This is a genomic window from Vibrio sp. D3, from assembly GCF_043995865.1.
In the GTDB taxonomy this organism is placed as follows: domain Bacteria; phylum Pseudomonadota; class Gammaproteobacteria; order Enterobacterales; family Vibrionaceae; genus Vibrio; species Vibrio diabolicus.
The window spans coordinates 3,104,609-3,121,704 of the sequence record NZ_CP171887.1 but is presented as its reverse complement, the minus strand read 5'-3'; the positions used below and the strand labels follow the sequence as shown (position 1 = coordinate 3,121,704).

17 protein-coding genes are annotated in these 17,096 nt (G+C 45.8%); 13 read left to right on the top strand and 4 right to left on the bottom strand.

Features of this window, described 5'->3' with window-relative positions; translation table 11 throughout:
- Positions 1 to 6: 6 nt before the first annotated feature.
- Positions 7 to 606, bottom strand: a complete 600-nt coding sequence (gene rsmD, locus ACHFJ9_RS22465) for a 16S rRNA (guanine(966)-N(2))-methyltransferase RsmD (RefSeq protein WP_012841297.1) — start codon at positions 604 to 606, stop codon at positions 7 to 9.
- Between the two features lie 230 nt (positions 607 to 836).
- Between rsmD and ftsY the strand changes: the two genes are divergently transcribed.
- The 6 genes from ftsY (at position 837) to glpG (ending at position 6,376) form a co-directional block, all read left to right on the top strand.
- The gene (gene ftsY, locus ACHFJ9_RS22460; RefSeq protein WP_395356345.1) at positions 837 to 2,030 is read left to right on the top strand and encodes a signal recognition particle-docking protein FtsY; all 1,194 of its coding nucleotides are present in this window, start codon (positions 837 to 839) and stop codon (positions 2,028 to 2,030) included.
- A 22-nt stretch (positions 2,031 to 2,052) separates the two neighbouring features.
- Positions 2,053 to 2,727: a cell division ATP-binding protein FtsE gene (ftsE, locus tag ACHFJ9_RS22455; protein WP_005393800.1), complete on the top strand. Its 675-nt coding sequence runs from the start codon at positions 2,053 to 2,055 to the stop codon at positions 2,725 to 2,727.
- On the top strand, positions 2,717 to 3,685 hold the full coding sequence (ftsX, locus tag ACHFJ9_RS22450; protein WP_005393793.1) for a permease-like cell division protein FtsX: 969 nt from the start codon (positions 2,717 to 2,719) through the stop codon (positions 3,683 to 3,685). Before ftsE ends, ftsX begins: the two co-directional genes overlap by 11 nt.
- Positions 3,686 to 3,862: 177 nt before the next feature.
- Complete coding sequence (gene rpoH, locus ACHFJ9_RS22445; RefSeq protein ID WP_005378693.1) at positions 3,863 to 4,720, top strand: RNA polymerase sigma factor RpoH; 858 nt, start codon at positions 3,863 to 3,865, stop codon at positions 4,718 to 4,720.
- A gap of 493 nt (positions 4,721 to 5,213) precedes the next feature.
- Positions 5,214 to 5,534 carry a thiosulfate sulfurtransferase GlpE gene (gene glpE / locus ACHFJ9_RS22440; RefSeq protein ID WP_005378691.1) on the top strand — a complete coding sequence of 107 codons (321 nt, stop codon included), beginning with the start codon at positions 5,214 to 5,216 and terminating at the stop codon, positions 5,532 to 5,534.
- A complete protein-coding gene (gene glpG / locus ACHFJ9_RS22435) occupies positions 5,534 to 6,376 on the top strand; it encodes a rhomboid family intramembrane serine protease GlpG (protein ID WP_170903530.1) in 843 nt (280 codons plus the stop codon). Before glpE ends, glpG begins: the two co-directional genes overlap by 1 nt.
- Before the next feature lie 61 nt (positions 6,377 to 6,437).
- Here glpG and ACHFJ9_RS22430 read toward each other — a convergent pair whose 3' ends face one another.
- The gene (locus ACHFJ9_RS22430; RefSeq protein WP_005378687.1) at positions 6,438 to 6,848 is read right to left on the bottom strand and encodes a flagellar basal body-associated protein FliL; all 411 of its coding nucleotides are present in this window, start codon (positions 6,846 to 6,848) and stop codon (positions 6,438 to 6,440) included.
- A 161-nt stretch (positions 6,849 to 7,009) separates the two neighbouring features.
- Here ACHFJ9_RS22430 and ACHFJ9_RS22425 point away from each other — a divergent pair, with 161 nt between their 5' ends.
- Together ACHFJ9_RS22425 and ubiA are read left to right on the top strand one after the other, a co-directional pair.
- Positions 7,010 to 7,549, top strand: a complete 540-nt coding sequence (locus ACHFJ9_RS22425) for a chorismate lyase (protein ID WP_005393781.1) — start codon at positions 7,010 to 7,012, stop codon at positions 7,547 to 7,549.
- The gene (gene ubiA, locus ACHFJ9_RS22420; protein ID WP_005393780.1) at positions 7,550 to 8,404 is read left to right on the top strand and encodes a 4-hydroxybenzoate octaprenyltransferase; all 855 of its coding nucleotides are present in this window, start codon (positions 7,550 to 7,552) and stop codon (positions 8,402 to 8,404) included.
- Between the two features lie 67 nt (positions 8,405 to 8,471).
- Here ubiA and plsB read toward each other — a convergent pair whose 3' ends face one another.
- Complete coding sequence (gene plsB / locus ACHFJ9_RS22415) at positions 8,472 to 10,898, bottom strand: glycerol-3-phosphate 1-O-acyltransferase PlsB (protein ID WP_301606269.1); 2,427 nt, start codon at positions 10,896 to 10,898, stop codon at positions 8,472 to 8,474.
- A gap of 368 nt (positions 10,899 to 11,266) precedes the next feature.
- On the opposite strand from plsB, the gene lexA reads away from it, so the two are divergent.
- From lexA to dinF, 3 genes are all read left to right on the top strand, one after another.
- Entirely contained in the window at positions 11,267 to 11,890 is a 624-nt protein-coding gene (gene lexA / locus ACHFJ9_RS22410) for a transcriptional repressor LexA (protein WP_005393778.1), read from the top strand.
- Between the two features lie 199 nt (positions 11,891 to 12,089).
- Positions 12,090 to 12,884 carry a class I SAM-dependent methyltransferase gene (locus ACHFJ9_RS22405; RefSeq protein WP_005393777.1) on the top strand — a complete coding sequence of 265 codons (795 nt, stop codon included), beginning with the start codon at positions 12,090 to 12,092 and terminating at the stop codon, positions 12,882 to 12,884.
- A gap of 55 nt (positions 12,885 to 12,939) precedes the next feature.
- Positions 12,940 to 14,289 (top strand): MATE family efflux transporter DinF, encoded by a 1,350-nt coding sequence (gene dinF / locus ACHFJ9_RS22400; RefSeq protein ID WP_243326845.1) that lies wholly within the window; start codon positions 12,940 to 12,942, stop codon positions 14,287 to 14,289.
- A gap of 57 nt (positions 14,290 to 14,346) precedes the next feature.
- On the opposite strand, the gene sthA is transcribed toward dinF, so the two are convergent.
- Positions 14,347 to 15,777, bottom strand: coding sequence for a Si-specific NAD(P)(+) transhydrogenase (sthA, locus tag ACHFJ9_RS22395; RefSeq protein WP_005389689.1), 1,431 nt, complete (start codon positions 15,775 to 15,777; stop codon positions 14,347 to 14,349).
- A gap of 263 nt (positions 15,778 to 16,040) precedes the next feature.
- Here sthA and fabR point away from each other — a divergent pair, with 263 nt between their 5' ends.
- A complete protein-coding gene (fabR, locus tag ACHFJ9_RS22390) occupies positions 16,041 to 16,682 on the top strand; it encodes an HTH-type transcriptional repressor FabR (protein ID WP_005378632.1) in 642 nt (213 codons plus the stop codon).
- Positions 16,682 to 17,047: a YijD family membrane protein gene (locus ACHFJ9_RS22385; protein WP_005378634.1), complete on the top strand. Its 366-nt coding sequence runs from the start codon at positions 16,682 to 16,684 to the stop codon at positions 17,045 to 17,047. Before fabR ends, ACHFJ9_RS22385 begins: the two co-directional genes overlap by 1 nt.
- Positions 17,048 to 17,096 lie beyond the last annotated feature (49 nt).

The following is a 17,096-nucleotide window of genomic DNA, read 5'->3' as shown; positions in this document are numbered from 1 at the left end:
GAGGCGTTATGCGGAGGTACGTTCATACAGACGATAGCTCACTTGGCCTGCTGTTTTTTCTCGATGTAATTGCCAGTTTTCTGGTAAGTCGGCAATATTGAGTTCTTTTTCTGTTTCAATATAAATCATCGCATCTTCCGCGAGCCAGCCATTTTGTTCTAGCAGAGCCACGGTTTCATCCAATAGTCCCTTACGAAACGGTGGGTCAATAAACACCACATGGTGCGCAGTACCCGGCTGTTTTAAAAAGCTCAGTGCGTCGGTATTCACTACTTGGATGTTGTTCGCGTTAAGAGATGCCACGTTCTTCTGTAATTGCTGGAAAGCTTGTGGGTTCAGCTCGACCATGGTCACTTGCTCTGCTTGGCGCGAAGCCGACTCAAAGCCTAAGCCGCCGGAGCCGGCAAACAAGTCGAGACATTTTGCTTGCGGCACATCTTGAGCCAGCCAGTTAAATAGCGTTTCTTTGACGCGATCGGTCGTTGGGCGTAAGCCTTCAGCATCGTGTACAGGAAGTTTTCTGCCTCTCCATAAGCCACTAATAATGCGAACAAAGCCCGTTGTTGGCTTTTTTTGTGATGAGTTTTGCTGGCGACGTCTTACCATAGATTTTTTGACCGCTAATAAAGTGATACTATATCTAATCGCCCAAGCCGTGAGCTTGGAGCTTGGATACAGCCCAGAATATTCAAGATGACAGAGTGTAACACTAATAAGATTAGAATTACCTAATCGGAAAGTTTTCACAACTTTGTCATTAGCCTTTTTTAGACAGATAATAATCTTGTCAAAAAAGAGTCATTAATAGATAAAAGAACAATCTAGGATAGCCCCAGATGACGGAAAAAAAGAAGCGCGGATTACTTTCGTGGCTAGGTTTTGGTGACGAAGAACAAAGCCCAAAACCAAAAACTGAAGAAACAGTAAAAGAAGAAGCAGTGGAAGCGCCTTCTGAAGAGCAGCAAACCGACGCGGCTGCTGAGCAAGCGGAAGCAACGCCAGAACTTGAAGAAGAATCGAAAAAAGCGGAGGCTGCCCCAGCAGAAGCAGAAGCAGAAGAGCCTCAAGAGCCTGCTGCACCTCGCGTTCAAGAACAAGAAAAGCCAACAGAGAGCTTTTTTGCTCGCCTCAAACGCAGCCTAAGCCGAACAAAAGCAAATATTGGTGCTGGCTTCTTCGGTCTGTTCAGCGGTAAGAAAATCGATGAAGACTTATTTGAAGAGCTAGAAGAGCAACTGCTTATTGCTGATGTGGGCATGAATACCACAACAAAAATCATCAACAACCTGACAGAAAAAGCCACACGTGGCGATCTGAAAGATGGCGAAGCCCTTTATGGTTTGTTGAAAGAAGAAATGGCTGAGATTCTTTCTAAAGTCGAGCAGCCACTAGAAATCGATAGCAACAAAACGCCTTACGTTATCTTAATGGTGGGTGTAAATGGCGTGGGTAAAACCACGACCATCGGTAAGCTTGCCAAGCAGTTCCAAACTCAAGGCAAAAAAGTGATGCTTGCAGCGGGCGATACTTTCCGTGCCGCAGCGGTTGAGCAGCTACAAGTGTGGGGTGAACGTAATAATGTTCCTGTGATTGCTCAACATACTGGCGCAGACAGTGCTTCTGTTATCTATGATGCGATTGAAGCGGCAAAAGCACGTGGTGTGGATGTTGTGATTGCTGATACAGCGGGTCGTCTACAGAACAAAGCGAACCTAATGGAAGAGCTGCGTAAGATTGTACGTGTGATGAAGAAAATTGATGACTCTGCACCACACGAGATCATGCTGACGCTAGACGCAGGTACAGGGCAAAATGCCATCAGCCAAGCGAAACTTTTCAGTGATGTTGCCCCTCTAACCGGGATTACTTTGACTAAGCTGGATGGTACAGCCAAGGGCGGCGTAATTTTCGCTATTGCTGATCAGTTTGGTATTCCAATTCGTTACATTGGTGTGGGTGAAGGTATCGAAGACTTGCGTCCATTTGAAACTCAAGAGTTTATTGACGCACTGTTTAGTCGTGAAGAATAAAAAGAGTTAGAGGAAATCAACGGTGATCAAATTTCAGCAAGTAAGCAAAGCTTACCGAGGTGGTCGACAAGCACTGCAAAAAGTCGATTTTCACCTGAGGCGCGGTGAAATGGCGTTTTTAGGCGGGCATTCCGGGGCTGGTAAAAGTACCTTGCTGAAATTGATCTGCGCGATAGAGCGCCCGACCGATGGAAAAATCCATTTTAATGGTCACGATATCACGCGCATTCCAAGCAAAGACATCCCTTTTTTGCGCCGCAATATTGGGATTGTTTTTCAAGATCATCGTCTACTGATGGATCGCAGCGTATACGACAATGTTGCTCTGCCGATGCGCATCGAATCGATTTCTGAAAACGAAATCAAACGCCGTGTTTCTGCGGCGTTAGATAAAACTGGCTTGCTTGATAAGGCTCGTTGCCTGCCGAGCCAACTCTCTGGTGGTGAGCAACAACGCGTCGGTATTGCCCGTGCTGTGGTCAATCGACCAACGTTGCTGGTGGCTGATGAGCCGACAGGTAACCTCGATCCCGAACTATCCAATCGTGTATTGCGTTTGTTCGAAGAATTTAATCGTGCGGGAGTGACCATCTTACTCGCCACGCACGATGTGGGGTTAGTAAACACTCGCCCACAGTATCGTCATTTTGAATTAAACCAAGGCTTCCTAAGTGAGGTAGAAGACTATGGCAGGTAACAAGCACTCCCAAAAGAAGGGGAAAGGCCGCAGTGCCAAGCGTGCAAATACCGATGGTTTTTTCTCTGTCCACGCAAAACAAGCAAAATCCTCTTTTAGCGCCTTATGGCAACGACCTTTAGGTAATATCCTGACCCTAGCCGTGATTTCAATGGCACTTGCTATGCCAGCTTGTTTGTATCTACTGGGCAAAAACGTCGCGGGTGCCGCGGAAGATGTGGCATCTCCCTCGCAAGTTAGTGCTTACTTAGTAGAAGGCATGCCGGATGCACGTGTGATGGTTCTCAAAGATCAAATTGAAACTTGGCCTTTGGTAAAAGAAGTAGAATATATTTCTCCACAGCAAGGTCTGTCTGATTTGAGCCAATATGCAGGATTCGATCAGGCTATCAGCCTTTTAAGTGGCTATGCGCTACCCGGTGTGTTGGTGATTACGCCAGCCTCGGAGCTAAAAAGTGATATTCAGTCATTAGCCAAAGACGTTCGAGAGCAACAAGACGTGACCGATGTGAGACTTGACGAAGACTGGCTGGCGCGTCTTGATGCGATCAAAACTCTCGCGAGTATTATTGTCATTACTCTGACAGTGTTGATGCTCGGTGCGGTATTTTTAATCGTTGGCAACACGTTGCGATTTAATGTGCTGGCGAATAAAGAAGAGATTCAAACCATGAAACTGATCGGTGCGACGGACAGTTTTATTCTGCGCCCTTATTTGTACACGGGGATGTGGTTTGGCGTATTAGGTGCCACCATCGCGTGGTTGGTAACGGCTTTAGTGACCATTGTTATGAATAGTGCGGTGGAAGATCTTGCTGCATTGTACGACAGCCAGTTTCGCCTGATTGGTCTAAGCTGGGATGAATCTTTGTTATTAATCATCATTGGTAGTCTTTTGGGATGCATTGCGGCGCGCTTTTCGGCGCAACGACATTTGAAAGAAATTGAACCAGTTTAAGTGATGAAGGTCTTACTACTTGGATTTTATTAGCACTAGCTAATCTGGATCCCTTGTTTAGACCGAATGTTTATGGATAATTGCTTCCCCTTCTTGAAACTTGTTCATTTTGAGTTCAAGATATCGAAGCTAAATTTGCAATGTAATGCTCCAGATCAGAGATTGATGAGGAATTGAATGACAAAAGAAGCGTATCCGATGGCTCTAGTCACGCAAGATAGCCTTGATAGCTATATTCGCTCAGTAAACAGCTACCCAATGCTGACTGCAGACGAAGAGCGTGAGCTGGCAGAACGATTACACTACAAAGGTGAGATTGAGGCTGCAAAAGGTCTAATTCTTTCGCACCTACGATTCGTTGTTCACGTTGCTCGTGGTTACTCTGGCTACGGTTTGCCAATGGCGGACCTTGTGCAAGAGGGTAACATCGGTCTAATGAAAGCCGTTAAGCGTTTTAACCCAGAGGTAGGGGTTCGCTTGGTGTCTTTTGCTGTCCACTGGATCAAAGCAGAGATCCACGAATACGTGCTACGTAACTGGCGTATCGTGAAAATTGCGACCACTAAAGCGCAACGTAAGTTGTTCTTCAACTTGCGTAAGTCGAAAAAGCGCTTGGGTTGGTTTAACAACGGTGAAGTCGAAACCGTTGCTCGTGAGTTAGGTGTTGAACCTTCTGAAGTTCGCGAGATGGAATCACGCTTAGCGGCGGTGGATTCAACCTTTGATATGCCAACTGATGAAGACGACAGCTCAAACGCTTACACAGCGCCGATGCTGTACCTAGAAGACAAATCGTCTGATGTGGCTGACAACATCGAAGCTGCAAACTGGGAAATGCACACCAACAACCGCTTGGGTCATGCATTAGCGAGTTTGGATGAGCGTAGTCAGCGCATCGTGCGTTCTCGTTGGTTAGATGATGAGAAAGCAACATTGCAAGACTTAGCTGATGAGTTCGGTGTTTCTGCCGAGCGTATTCGCCAGCTAGAAAAAAATGCAATGAAGAAACTAAAATTGGCCGTGGGTGAATTTTAATTTCCACTGCTAATTGAAAGTAAGATTTTCATAGAAAGCCGAGATCATGTGATCTCGGCTTTTTTATTGTCGATCGAAAATCGATAGCGTTTGCGATCCGGATTTTATGTGCTACCTGTGTATAACTCTGTGAAGTAATTATTTATCAACTGTTCGAAACCCGGACAAAATAAGGGGTTCAAGCACTTTCCCATCTGGGGATAGTTATAGATATACACACAGTTAGATCAGGATCATCACTACATATTGTGGATCAAAAGATCCAAATACACTTTATCAACGCAATTCACAGCTTTATCCACAAATGGTTGGAATGTGTACACTTTTGAAAAGCCTGATTATCCATGTGTCTAAGTTTGCCGTTGGATAGGTTACAATAGCGGCAGTATACCCAAGCGGCTTCAAATATAGATTTTATGCTGTACCACGGGTGCTGATTAGCACGTTAGGTTCGAGGTTGCTTGGGTATATTAATAAGACAATGAGAAAGTAAATGGATCAGTTTAAGCATATCGATGTACAAGGTGCGCAAGCGCTGCTCGAGCAGGGTGATGCGAAGCTTGTAGATATCCGTGACCCTCAATCGTTTGCCGTTGCGCATGCGGAGTCCGCGTATCACTTAACTAACGATACGATCGTTGCGTTTATGGATGAAGTGGAGTTCGAACAACCTATTCTGGTGATGTGTTACCACGGCATTAGTAGCCAAGGTGCGGCGCAATATTTAGTTAACCAAGGCTTTGAACAGGTGTACAGTGTGGATGGTGGCTTTGAAGCCTGGCATCGAGCAGAACTACCGATAGTGAGAAGTTAATGAAGAGATTGGTAACGTTAAATAATCCACGTATGGCGCAAGCCTTTATTGATTATATGGCCTCTCGCAAGATTGATATCCAGATGATGCCAGAAGGGGATGGGCAATTTGCGCTGTGGCTGACCGATAGCCAACATGAAATAGAAGCGGAAGCTGAACTTAAGCTGTTCCTTGCTAACCCGTCTGATTCAAAATACAGCGCTGCCTCGTGGGACGTTGCCGATACTCGCAAGAGCACATTTCATTATTCTAGCCCGAGTATCATGAGCATGGTCAAAGCAAAAGCAGGCCCAATGACTTTGCTGATCATGACGGGGTGCACCATCATCTACTTGTTACAAATGTTTGGCTTTGGCAATGGCGTGTTTAAGTTGTTGCACTTCCCGGCCTTTGAGGGGCAACAATGGCAAGTGTGGCGATGGCTAAGTCATGCGTTACTGCACTTTTCAGTGACTCACATCGTGTTCAACTTACTATGGTGGTGGCAGTTGGGGGGCGACATCGAACGTCGTCTCGGTTCCGGTAAGCTATTGCAACTCTTTGTAGTATCAGCAGCGCTTTCTGGGGCTGGCCAATTCTATGTTGAAGGGGCAAACTTCGGTGGCTTGTCTGGCGTGGTCTATGCACTGCTTGGCTATTTGTGGATATTGGGTTACCGCTTGCCACATTTAGGCCTTACGCTACCCAAGCCAATCATCGTTTTTATGTTGGTATGGTTAGTTCTTGGTTTTGTGCAGCCATTTATGGCGATTGCAAACACTGCTCACTTAGTTGGGCTACTGTCGGGGATGGCGATTGCGCTGTTTGATTCAGGCAAGATGAAATACCAACAGCAAGCCTAAAGCAGATGAAATGAAAAGACCGCTCAAGAGCGGTCTTTTTATGTTCAAAACGGATTTGGGTTTATTGATAAAGGTATTTTGTAAACAACAAATCGGCAATGATGGTTTTACCTGTTTCAGGCAAAAGCGTTTCGTTGAGGGTCGTCACTAAAGTTTTGCGCAGATCTTCTCGGCCAGAAAGGGACTTAATCGTATCTTCTGTTTGCTTACCCAATAATTCAATCACTGCATCGCGAATCAAAGGTTGGTGATGCTCAACAACTGATAAATCTTGTTGACTCATTACCATGATGTCGATGCGCACTTGCACATAACCTAACTTTTTGCCTTTGGTGTAAAAGTTAGTAGTGAGGTCAGGCTCTAGGGTAAAGTATGCCAACTTAGGTCCAGCTTCTTCCGTTTCAGCCCAACTTGGTGCGGCGAATAGTATGGTTAACGCAAAAATAATTTGGGCTATATAACGTTTGTACATATTTCTAACTTTTCTTTCTCTGGATCGCGATATTCGAATCGCTTCAGTCTTGATACAATGGGCCGTCTATAACAAATAACGGAACTTACGGTTACATACATTACTATGGACGGTAAGTTGTTGCTTTATTGTACGCATAAAGCCTCCAATTGAATACTAGTATGAATCAGCCAACATCACTCTATCTTGCTTCTTTATTGGAAGTAGAGTGGCAAAACCCCGAAGAATTCGAATTTCCAAATGAATTTGCCAAGCACTGGCTTGAAGAGCAAGGGTCTTTGTCACGTCGTTTAAAGCAACACTGCCAAGCATTAACGGTAGAATTGCTACAAAATCAGATCGTCACTGCGGCGACGTTAAAACAGGACGAAAGCCAGTTATTGTCCGAACAAGATTGCTTACTGCGAGAGGTAATTTTGTGTGGTGACAATGATAACTGGGTTATCGGACGGACATTAATTCCTCGCTCAACCTTAGTTGATCAGCAGTATGATTTGGCTCAACAAGGGGATATCCCATTAGGACTAACAGTGTTCAGCGCAGACAACGTTGAGCGAGACTCTTTGCAAATGGGATGGGTAGCCGTACCAGAAGGACGTTTGTTAGCGCGACGCTCAAGGTTGTGGATGAATCACAAACCGATGCTGGTCGCCGAGTTATTCTTATCTAATTCACCAGTTTACGCTAAGGAGACAGTGTAAATGTCCGCAGAAAAAGCCAAAGCATATTGGCAACTGATGCGCATGGATCGCCCAATTGGTTCACTATTACTGATGTGGCCAACGATTTGGGCGCTGATTATCTCAGCCCAAGGGATGCCGAGTTGGGATGTATTTATCGTGTTTGTATTGGGTGTATTCCTAATGCGTAGCGCGGGGTGCGTGATTAATGATTTTGCTGACCGCAAAGTCGACGGCCATGTAAAACGTACCAAGCAACGCCCACTGCCATCAGGGAAAGTGACAGCAAAAGAAGCGATTGGATTATTTTTGGTTTTGGGTATCAGCTCATTCTTGTTAGTGCTGACCATGAACCCGTTGACGATTCAGCTATCCTTCGCTGGCATCGTGTTGGCGTTCATTTATCCATTTATGAAGCGTTACACTCATATTCCACAGCTCTTTTTAGGCTTGGCGTTTAGCTGGGCAATTCCAATGGCGTGGGCTGCACAAACCGGGGAGCTACCACTGATAGTTTGGTTTGTGTTTCTGATTAACGCTTTATGGACCATTGCTTATGATACTCAATATGCGATGGTCGATCGCGATGATGATTTAAAGATTGGTATTAAATCGACGGCAATTTTGTTTGGTCGTCATGACAAGCTTATTATTGGTGTGTTGCAACTGATTACGCTCGCGATGTTGGTTTGGTTAGGGCAGTTCTACCAATTGGGACAAAGTTACTACTGGACCCTTTTGATTGCAGCGTCGTTGTTTGTTTATCAGCAGCACTTAATTCGTCACCGTGAGCGGGAGTTGTGCTTTAAGGCTTTCCTCAACAACAACTATGTTGGCATGGTGATAGCGATAGGGTTATTGGTCGCATTTTGGTAAGCGAAGAAATAGCAAAAAGGCATCCGATTGGATGCCTTTTTTCTTATTTTGGAAGAAGGTAAAACGGTTACGACTGAAGTTGATGAATACTCTCTTCGATCGTCAGTTTCACTTCTGGATAAAGCAGAGTGAATAGTAATCGTGCAAATTGCTGCGTTTTCTTCGTGTCACAGTTACCATCGTTATCGAGGTATTTTTGCTGTTTGAGCGTATTGAACATAGCGGTAAACACACCTTTATCGAAGAATTCTGGCGCATTAATACCGTGTAAGCGTCCTAAACGTTGAGCAATATCTTGGCTCTTCTGTTCTAGGTCCGATTTACCGAGCTCGGGGTAAGCAACAAGCAAGTTCATCGCGATAGAGTAGCGCTGCAGTGTTTCCGTGATTGTACGACCTAGCAGAACCAAAGGCTGGTTGTTCGACTGATTGATCTCCAGCTTATCACCATCGAGGCTAATCATTTTCTGCTCGGCAAACTCATGCAGTGTTTTAACGACCAATTCATCCAACTCGTCTTCTTGATAGCTTAAGAACAACTCTTTCTTCAAGAATGGGTAGATTTGCGCGACATTCGCTTGAATCTTTTCTACCGAAAGGTTGCGCTGACGAATGATCATCTGAGCAATTAATGATGGCAGAGCAAACAAGTGGATGATGTTGTTGCGGTAGTAGGTCATCAGGATTGACTGGCTACGATCCAGCGAAATGATGTCACCCATGCTATCGGTTTCAATCACGAACTTATCAAGTGAAATCGCATGTTCGACCAACTCCCCGGCACTTTCGGTAGGGATAGTGGAGGTGCTTGAGTAAGGATTGTTTTTGAGTAGCTTTAAGTAACACTCAATCTGGTTGATCAGCGAGTCACGAGAAAGTGCACGTTGACGAGAGGCAAGCAGTGCGGTTGCACACAAGGTCAACGCGTTTGCTGCCGCCGCATCGTTGATGTGCGTCATCATCTTATTAGCAAGGTCGTTCACCACAGGATTCATCCACTGTGGTTTGTTACCACCCATGCTGTCGATGTCTTTCGTCCACTCAGGAGCATGCTCGTTCAAGTATTGGTTGAGCTGAATTGGTTCACCGAAGTTCACATAGCCCAAACCAAAGTTACGCAGTTTACGCAGAGTACGTAGTACAAGCCCTGCGTTTTCTTTCTCTTTGCGTTTGCCACGTAGCTCTTTCGCGTAAGTGCCCACTTCCATTACGTGCTCGTAACCGATGTAGACCGGCACTAGTGTTACTGGGCGGTTTAGACCACGTAGCATTGCTTGGATGGTCATAGCCAGCATACCCGTTTTCGCTTGCAGTAAGCGACCTGTACGTGAACGACCACCCTCACTGAAGTACTCGACTGAATAGCCTTTGGCAAACAGCTCAGCTAGATACTCGCGGAAAATGGTTGAGTACAGTTTGTTACCTTTAAAGCTACGACGAATAAAGAACGCCCCACCGCGACGGAAAAGAGGACCGGCCGGGAAGAAGTTCAGGTTAATGCCTGCCGCAATGTGCGGAGGCACCATGCCTTCATGGTATAGAACGTAAGACAACAGTAGGTAGTCCATGTGACTACGGTGACACGGAACGTACACAATTTCGTGGCCGTCTTGCGCTAAACGACGCACAGTCGAGGCGTTATTGATGTGCAACCCTTGGTATAGCTTTGTCCATAGCCAACTCAGTATGCGGTCGCCGTTTTTCACTAGACCATAGGAGAAGTCGGCGGCGATTTCATCCATGATGTCATGTGCTTCTTTACGTGCCTTATCAATCGAGATGTTTTTGCTCTTGGCTTCGTCAGCGATCGCCAGTTCAATAGCTGGAGATTTTAGTAAACGAGCAAACAACACTTGGCGTTGTGGCAGGTTTGGGCCTGAAGCAGCAAGTTTTTGGCGAGAGAAGTGGATACGCGCCACGCGAGCCAATTTGTGCGCAATTGCGCTGTCGGTACCGTGAGAGTCTGCCATATAACGCAGAGATACCACGGGACTAAAGCGAACCAAGCAGTCGCGTCCTGCCGCCATTACCGCTTTCGCCTTTTGCGGGCCATTCATTGGCTGAAGGTAAGGCTTTTGGTTTTCTTCTTTACCTGGTTTACGACCCCAAAGCACGGTTGCAGGGATCATTTGAACGTCCAATTCACTGTCCAGTTTATGCAGTTCCAGCAAGTCTGTGAACAGAGAGACAGAGTCGGTTGGGACATCATTATCGTTGTTCATCACAGTTGGACGCGCAGCGATAAAGACGAAACGGTTCAGCGTTTTGCCATTGATTTCCAGCGGACTGAGCGGGTCGGGTAGACCAAGGCTCATGGCTTGTTTTTGCAGTGTCAGCAAATCCACGTTCGAGCGGAACGGTAGGGCATATACAATCGGCTTAGCGAGGTCGATATTCAGATCTTCAATCGGGTTCGACGGGATTGTGGTGCCCTTTACCAGTACCGATAAAGGTAGTTTTAGTAATGAACGTGAAAATGATTGTCCAGAAGACATAAAGTTCACAGCCTCAATAGGTATTCAAACAGGCCTAACCTTATTTCAGTGTCCGCTTTGCATGTCTTCTATAGAAAAAGAAATGAGTACGGCAAAAGAAATAAGCCTAGGCGATAAAATTTAAGCGCAGCAAGGATACCAGAAACTGGTCAAACCTTTTAATTTTATTGGCTGTAAATTAGTCGAACTCCTAAGTTGTTGCTTTACTTTGATTAACTGAAAAGGCGGTGTTTTAAACGCATGAATAATGAACTTGGGCAGCAAACGAAGTGCACTCCACAAATAAATTAAAAAACAACCAATTGGGTTTTCATTTGAGCATTTACTGGATATACTCACAGTTAACTGTATAAAAAGACAGGTGAGACATGAAGCCGTTAACGCCACGCCAACAACAAGTCTTCGATTTGATCAAAAGTAAAATCGATGACACCGGAATGCCACCAACTCGTGCAGAGATTGCGCGTGAGCTTGGCTTCCGCTCTGCGAATGCCGCAGAGGAACACCTAAAAGCGCTTGCTCGTAAGCAAGCAATTGAAATTATCCCAGGTGCATCGCGTGGGATTCGTATCCTACTTGATGACTCTGCCGCTAATGACGAACAGGGCTTGCCTTTGATTGGTCAAGTTGCTGCGGGTGAGCCCATATTGGCTCAGGAACACGTAGAAGCGCACTACCAAGTCGACCCTGCGATGTTTAAGCCGCAAGCGGATTTCTTACTTCGTGTAAATGGCGAAAGTATGAAAGACATCGGGATTATGGATGGTGACTTGCTCGCGGTGCATAAGACCCAAGACGTGAGAGATGGTCAAGTTGTCGTTGCGCGTGTTGATGATGATGTGACTGTGAAGCGTTTGGAGCGCAAAGGTTCAACCATATTACTGCATGCTGAGAATGAAGAGTTTGCCCCAATTCAAGTGGACTTAACGTCTCAGCACCTTACGATTGAAGGCTTAGCCGTTGGTATTATTCGTAATACCGATTGGATGTAAGTGTGTTTAAGCAGCCCAGTTCATCTGGGCTGTTTTGTCTTTTATCTTCTCTTCTTTTCTCTTTTTCTACTTCCTCCAAAAGCTTGCTTATCATCTTGACCTTGTTTGTTTTGAGCAATTTATAAACTTGATAATGTAATTGATATTCATTATCATCTTTATTAATGTCTATGTTTTCTCTCTGGCGCAGGAAATGCCCATGTCTCAGTCTAAACATCAAGTTCCTAACCATTTATTAAAGCCACTGTTATTGCGTAGCCGTGAAAGCATGGTCGACAATGGCTTGGTGTACGATCCGATAGCTGCTAAAGCGTGTTTGAGTTGTAAGATGGCGCCGGATTGTTTGAGTGGTGATATTGCGCAGAAGCAATTGCTGCACGTGACGCTGACCCAGCTTTGTGACCAGCAGGTTAGTCACTTCTTACAGCAGTATCCCGATGCTTGGATTATCAATGTCGGAGCTGGGCTGGATACCCGCTTTTATCGTTTGGATAATGGACGCTGCCATTGGATAGAGCTGGATGTGACGGAAAATTTGGTATGGCGTCAGCGCTTGTTCCACAAAAATGAACGTTATGAACATCGCTGTGGCAGTGTGGATGAAATGTCGTGGCTAGAGACGTTAGCCATTCCAGAGCAAGCACCGGTGCTCATTTTATGTGAAATGGCACTGCTCGATTGCACAGAGCGTCAAGTCGCGAAATTTATTCAAACCTTGGGTCGACATTTTGTTTCGGCTGAACTGTGTATGGTGCTGGCAGGAGATTTAACGGAAACCAAGTGGGGACAAAAGCTTGGCTCTGATCGTTATGCACATGGCTTTGAAGCGCCCGCAGAACAGATATTGCAATGGTTACCATGGGCACAGTGGGTGAAAGCTTTTTCGCCATTCGATCGATTCTGTTCTCGTTGGAAAGCTTGGCAGCGTTGGCTTAATAAGATTCCAATGTTGAAGCATCGCCTCACGCCAGTCCTCGTTCACATCAAGTGGTAATTGGCTAGTCGTTAAACGCTCAGGTACACTCGTCGATCTTACTGATGAGGTGCCTGTGACAAATTCAATCTTCTCTCCTTTATCTAACCCACAAGTTCATCGCCAGGTCTTAGCTTTAGCGATACCTATGGTGCTGTCGAATATTACTGTTCCATTGCTCGGTTTGGTCGATGCTGCGGTGATTGGTCATCTAGACCACGCTTGGTATTTGGGCGGTGTTGCGTTGGGCAGTACCATGATCAGCGTGACATTTTGGCTGCTTGGTTTTTTGCGTATGTCGACTACTGGGTTGGCAGCGCAGTCCTATGGCGGTGAAGACCGAAAGCAACTTGCCTTGGTGTTTATGCAAGGCTCACTCATGGCACTGCTCTTTGCGTTAGTCTTCCTTATTGCCCATAACCCGATTGCTGATTTGATCTTTGGTTGGAGTGACGCCAGTGCTGAAGTGAAGCACTACGGTATGCAATATTTCTCTATCCGAGTGTGGAGTGCCCCCGCTGCGCTAATGAACTTTGTGTTGTTGGGGTGGTTGCTCGGAACGCAAAATTCCAAAGCCCCAATGTGGATGGTGATCATCACCAACGTGACTAATATTGCCCTCGATTTGTTGTTTGTGATGGGTTTGGGGTGGAAAGTAGAAGGCGCTGCGCTGGCATCGGTGATTGCTGACTACTCAGGCATGGTTTTTGGTCTCATGTGTGTCTGGAAAACCTGGCGAGAGAGGCAATTACCATCACCTCAAAAGTTGCTAACCAGCACTCATCACGGTTTAGGGCGCTTCGTGAAATTGAATCGCGATATTTTCTTGCGCTCTTTGTGTCTGCAAGCGGCTTTTAGCTTTATGACGTTCCAAGGCGCAAGCTTTGGTGATGAGGTTGTCGCTGCAAATGCGGTACTGATGAGCTTCCTGATGATTATCTCGTATGGCATGGATGGCTTTGCTTATGCAATGGAGGCCATGGTCGGGAAGGCGATTGGCGCCAAAGATAGGCAACAATTGAGTGCATCGCTTGTCGGTACTTTTTTTTGGAGTTTGGCTATTTGCTTAGGACTGACCGCGCTCTTTGGTTTGGCGGGATCGCAGTTGATCGCCATGATCACTTCAATTGAGGCTGTACAACAGCAAGCAGCGGTGTATCTACCTTGGCTGGTGGTGATGCCACTTGCGTCGATGTGGTGCTTTCTATTGGATGGCATTTTTGTCGGTGCAACCAAAGGCAAAGACATGCGCAATAGTATGTTTGTCGCGACCAGCAGTTTCTTCGTTGTCTTTTACTTGTTCGCCGAGTGGGAAAATCACGCGCTGTGGTTTGCAATGACGAGCTTTATGTTGATGCGGGGTATTGGTTTAGGGGTTATCTTTCTCTACCAATGGCGTAAGGATACCTTCCTCGCACAATGTTGATATAAAAACAGCAGGTCCAAGCCTGCTGTTTTTCTGTTTGCTATCAAGAAGCATAGATTAGAACAAGCGGTTCAAACCATTCAATGCAGCGACACGATACGCTTCGGCCATCGTCGGATAGTTGAAGGTGGTATTGACGAAATACTCGATGGTATTCGCTGAGCCTTTTTGCTCCATAATGGCTTGACCGATGTGGATAATTTCCGCGGCACGTTCGCCAAAGCAGTGAATCCCTAAAATTTCTTTGGTTTCACGATGGAACAATATCTTCAAGCTGCCGATGTCTTTCCCTGCGATCTGTGCACGAGCTAGATGCTTGAACGAAGAGCGTCCTACTTCATACGGTACTTTCGCAGCTGTTAGCTCTTGCTCGGTTTTACCCACAGAGCTAATCTCTGGGATGGTGTAGATACCTGTTGGAATATCATCAATCAGATAGTTTTCTGCCTGACCTTTCGTAATGGCTTGTGCGACAAATCGCCCTTGGTCATAAGCGGCGCTTGCAAGGCTAGGGTAACCGATGACATCGCCTACAGCGTAAATGTGCTCAATATCGGTTTGGTAGTTACGGTTTACTTTTAGTTGTCCGCGAGAATCCGCTTCCAGACCCACTGCACCCAAATTCAACTTATCGGTGTTACCTGTTCGACCATTCGCATACAACAAACAGTCCGCCTTCATCTTCTTGCCAGATTGTAGGTGAATAATCACGCCATCTTCTGTGCCTTCGATTTTTTCATAGGTCTCATCATTACGAATTACCACACCGCTGTTCCAGAAGTGGTAAGACAGCGCATCTGACACTTCGTTATCCAAAAACTCCAACAAGCGGTCTCGGGTATTGATAAGGTCGGTTTTCACTCCAAGTCCGCGGAAGATAGAAGCGTATTCACAACCGATAACGCCTGCACCGTAAATGATGATATGGCGAGGGTCGTGTTTCAGGCTCAAAATGGAATCACTGTCGTAGATGCGCTCATGCAAGAAATCAACGTCGTTAGGCTGATACGGACGAGAACCAGTCGCGATGACAAACTTATCCGCTGAATAGATTTCTTCTGTGCCGTCGCTTTGCATTACTGCAATTGAGTAGTTATCGATAAATCGCGCGGTTCCGAACAAAAGTGTGCATGAGTTACGGTCATAAAAGCCCTGACGAAGTCGAGTTTGCTTATCAATTACCGATTTAGCATGACCTAAAATGTCAGAAAATGTTGCATGAACGCTGGTGTTGTTTCGACAAAATAACGGGTTGCTATTAAATTCGATGATGCGGCTGACGGCATGACGCAGCGCTTTTGATGGAATAGTACCCCAGTGAGTACAACCGCCGCCGACACTGCTTTCTTTCTCGACAATGGCAACATTCAGTCCCGCTTTGGTTAATCCCATTGCAGCCCCTTCTCCGCCAGGGCCACTACCGATTACGATCACGTCATAGTGATTAACATGCGCCATGATGCCTTCCTTGTTATATTTGCTTAACATTGCTTTAGCGCGATTTTAACTCATTTACTCTATTGGTACACGTCATGCCTGTTAGAGAGTGGAAGTGATCACGCAGAATCGACCAAAAGGATGATTTGGTATGTTGTATGTCTATAAATTGCATCGAGAACATTGCAATTAGATGCATGCCAATAGTAACGTTCTCGGCGCTCAGAGCGAGCGAAGCAACATATCTTTCTCCGTAGGAGCAAATTGCGTTATATTGAGGCTCTTGTACCCTACAGAAAAAGAGCAAGTTAAGAATGAAATCGATGGGAATCCGCGCACAGCAAAAAGAGAAGACACGTCGATCATTGATCGATGCGGCATTTAGTCAATTAAGTGCGGATCGCAGCTTTTCCAGCCTTAGCTTGCGAGAAGTCGCCCGAGAGGCAGGGATTGCACCGACTTCTTTTTACCGCCACTTCAAAGATATGGATGAGCTAGGCTTAACTATGGTCGATGAAGGCGGTTTGCTACTACGTCAACTGATGCGTCAGGCGCGTCAACGTATTGTGAAAGAAGGTAGCGTAATTCGTACCTCGGTCGAAACCTTTATGGAATTCATTGAAAGTAGTCCGAACGTCTTTCGTTTGTTGTTGCGTGAGCGCTCCGGCACTTCTGCTGAATTTCGTACCGCTGTTGCTCGAGAAATCCAGCATTTTGCGGCAGAATTAACCGAGTATTTAATGAGCACCGGCGTGACCAGAGAAGAGGCGTATACTCAAGCAGAAGCGTCTGTAACTTTGGTTTTCAGTTCGGGGGCTGAAGCTTTAGATTTAGATCGACGTGAGCGCGATGAACTCGCCGAGCGATTGATCATGCAATTGCGAATGATAGCCAAAGGGGCCTATTGGTATCGCAAAGAACGTGAACGTAACCGATTAAAAGGCGGGATAGAATAATGTCGAATGGAAATAAATCTGAAAAGAAAACGCTGATTTTGGCACTGGTTGCAGGTATGTGTGGTGATGCTTTGTTGTCATGGTTGACCATGAGTGAAGTATCGTTTTCAATCTTCCCATTGATTGCACTCGTACTGGCTGTACAAGCTCTTTACCAAGAGTACCTAAATAATCCGGTATCAGAAGATATCCCATTAGTTGGCTTGGCGTGTTTCTTCGTAGGTGCGTTTGGTCACTCTGCGTTTATTAAAGCGCAATACCCAGAAGCAGGCTCAAACTTCTTCGCGATCATGGTTTCAATGATCTTACTCGCATGGATTGGTAAGAAGCTAGGGTTTGTCAGCAAGAAGACTTCTGCGGAATAAGCAAAACGAATCAAATACAAAAAAAGCGAGCCATTGAGCTCGCTTTTTT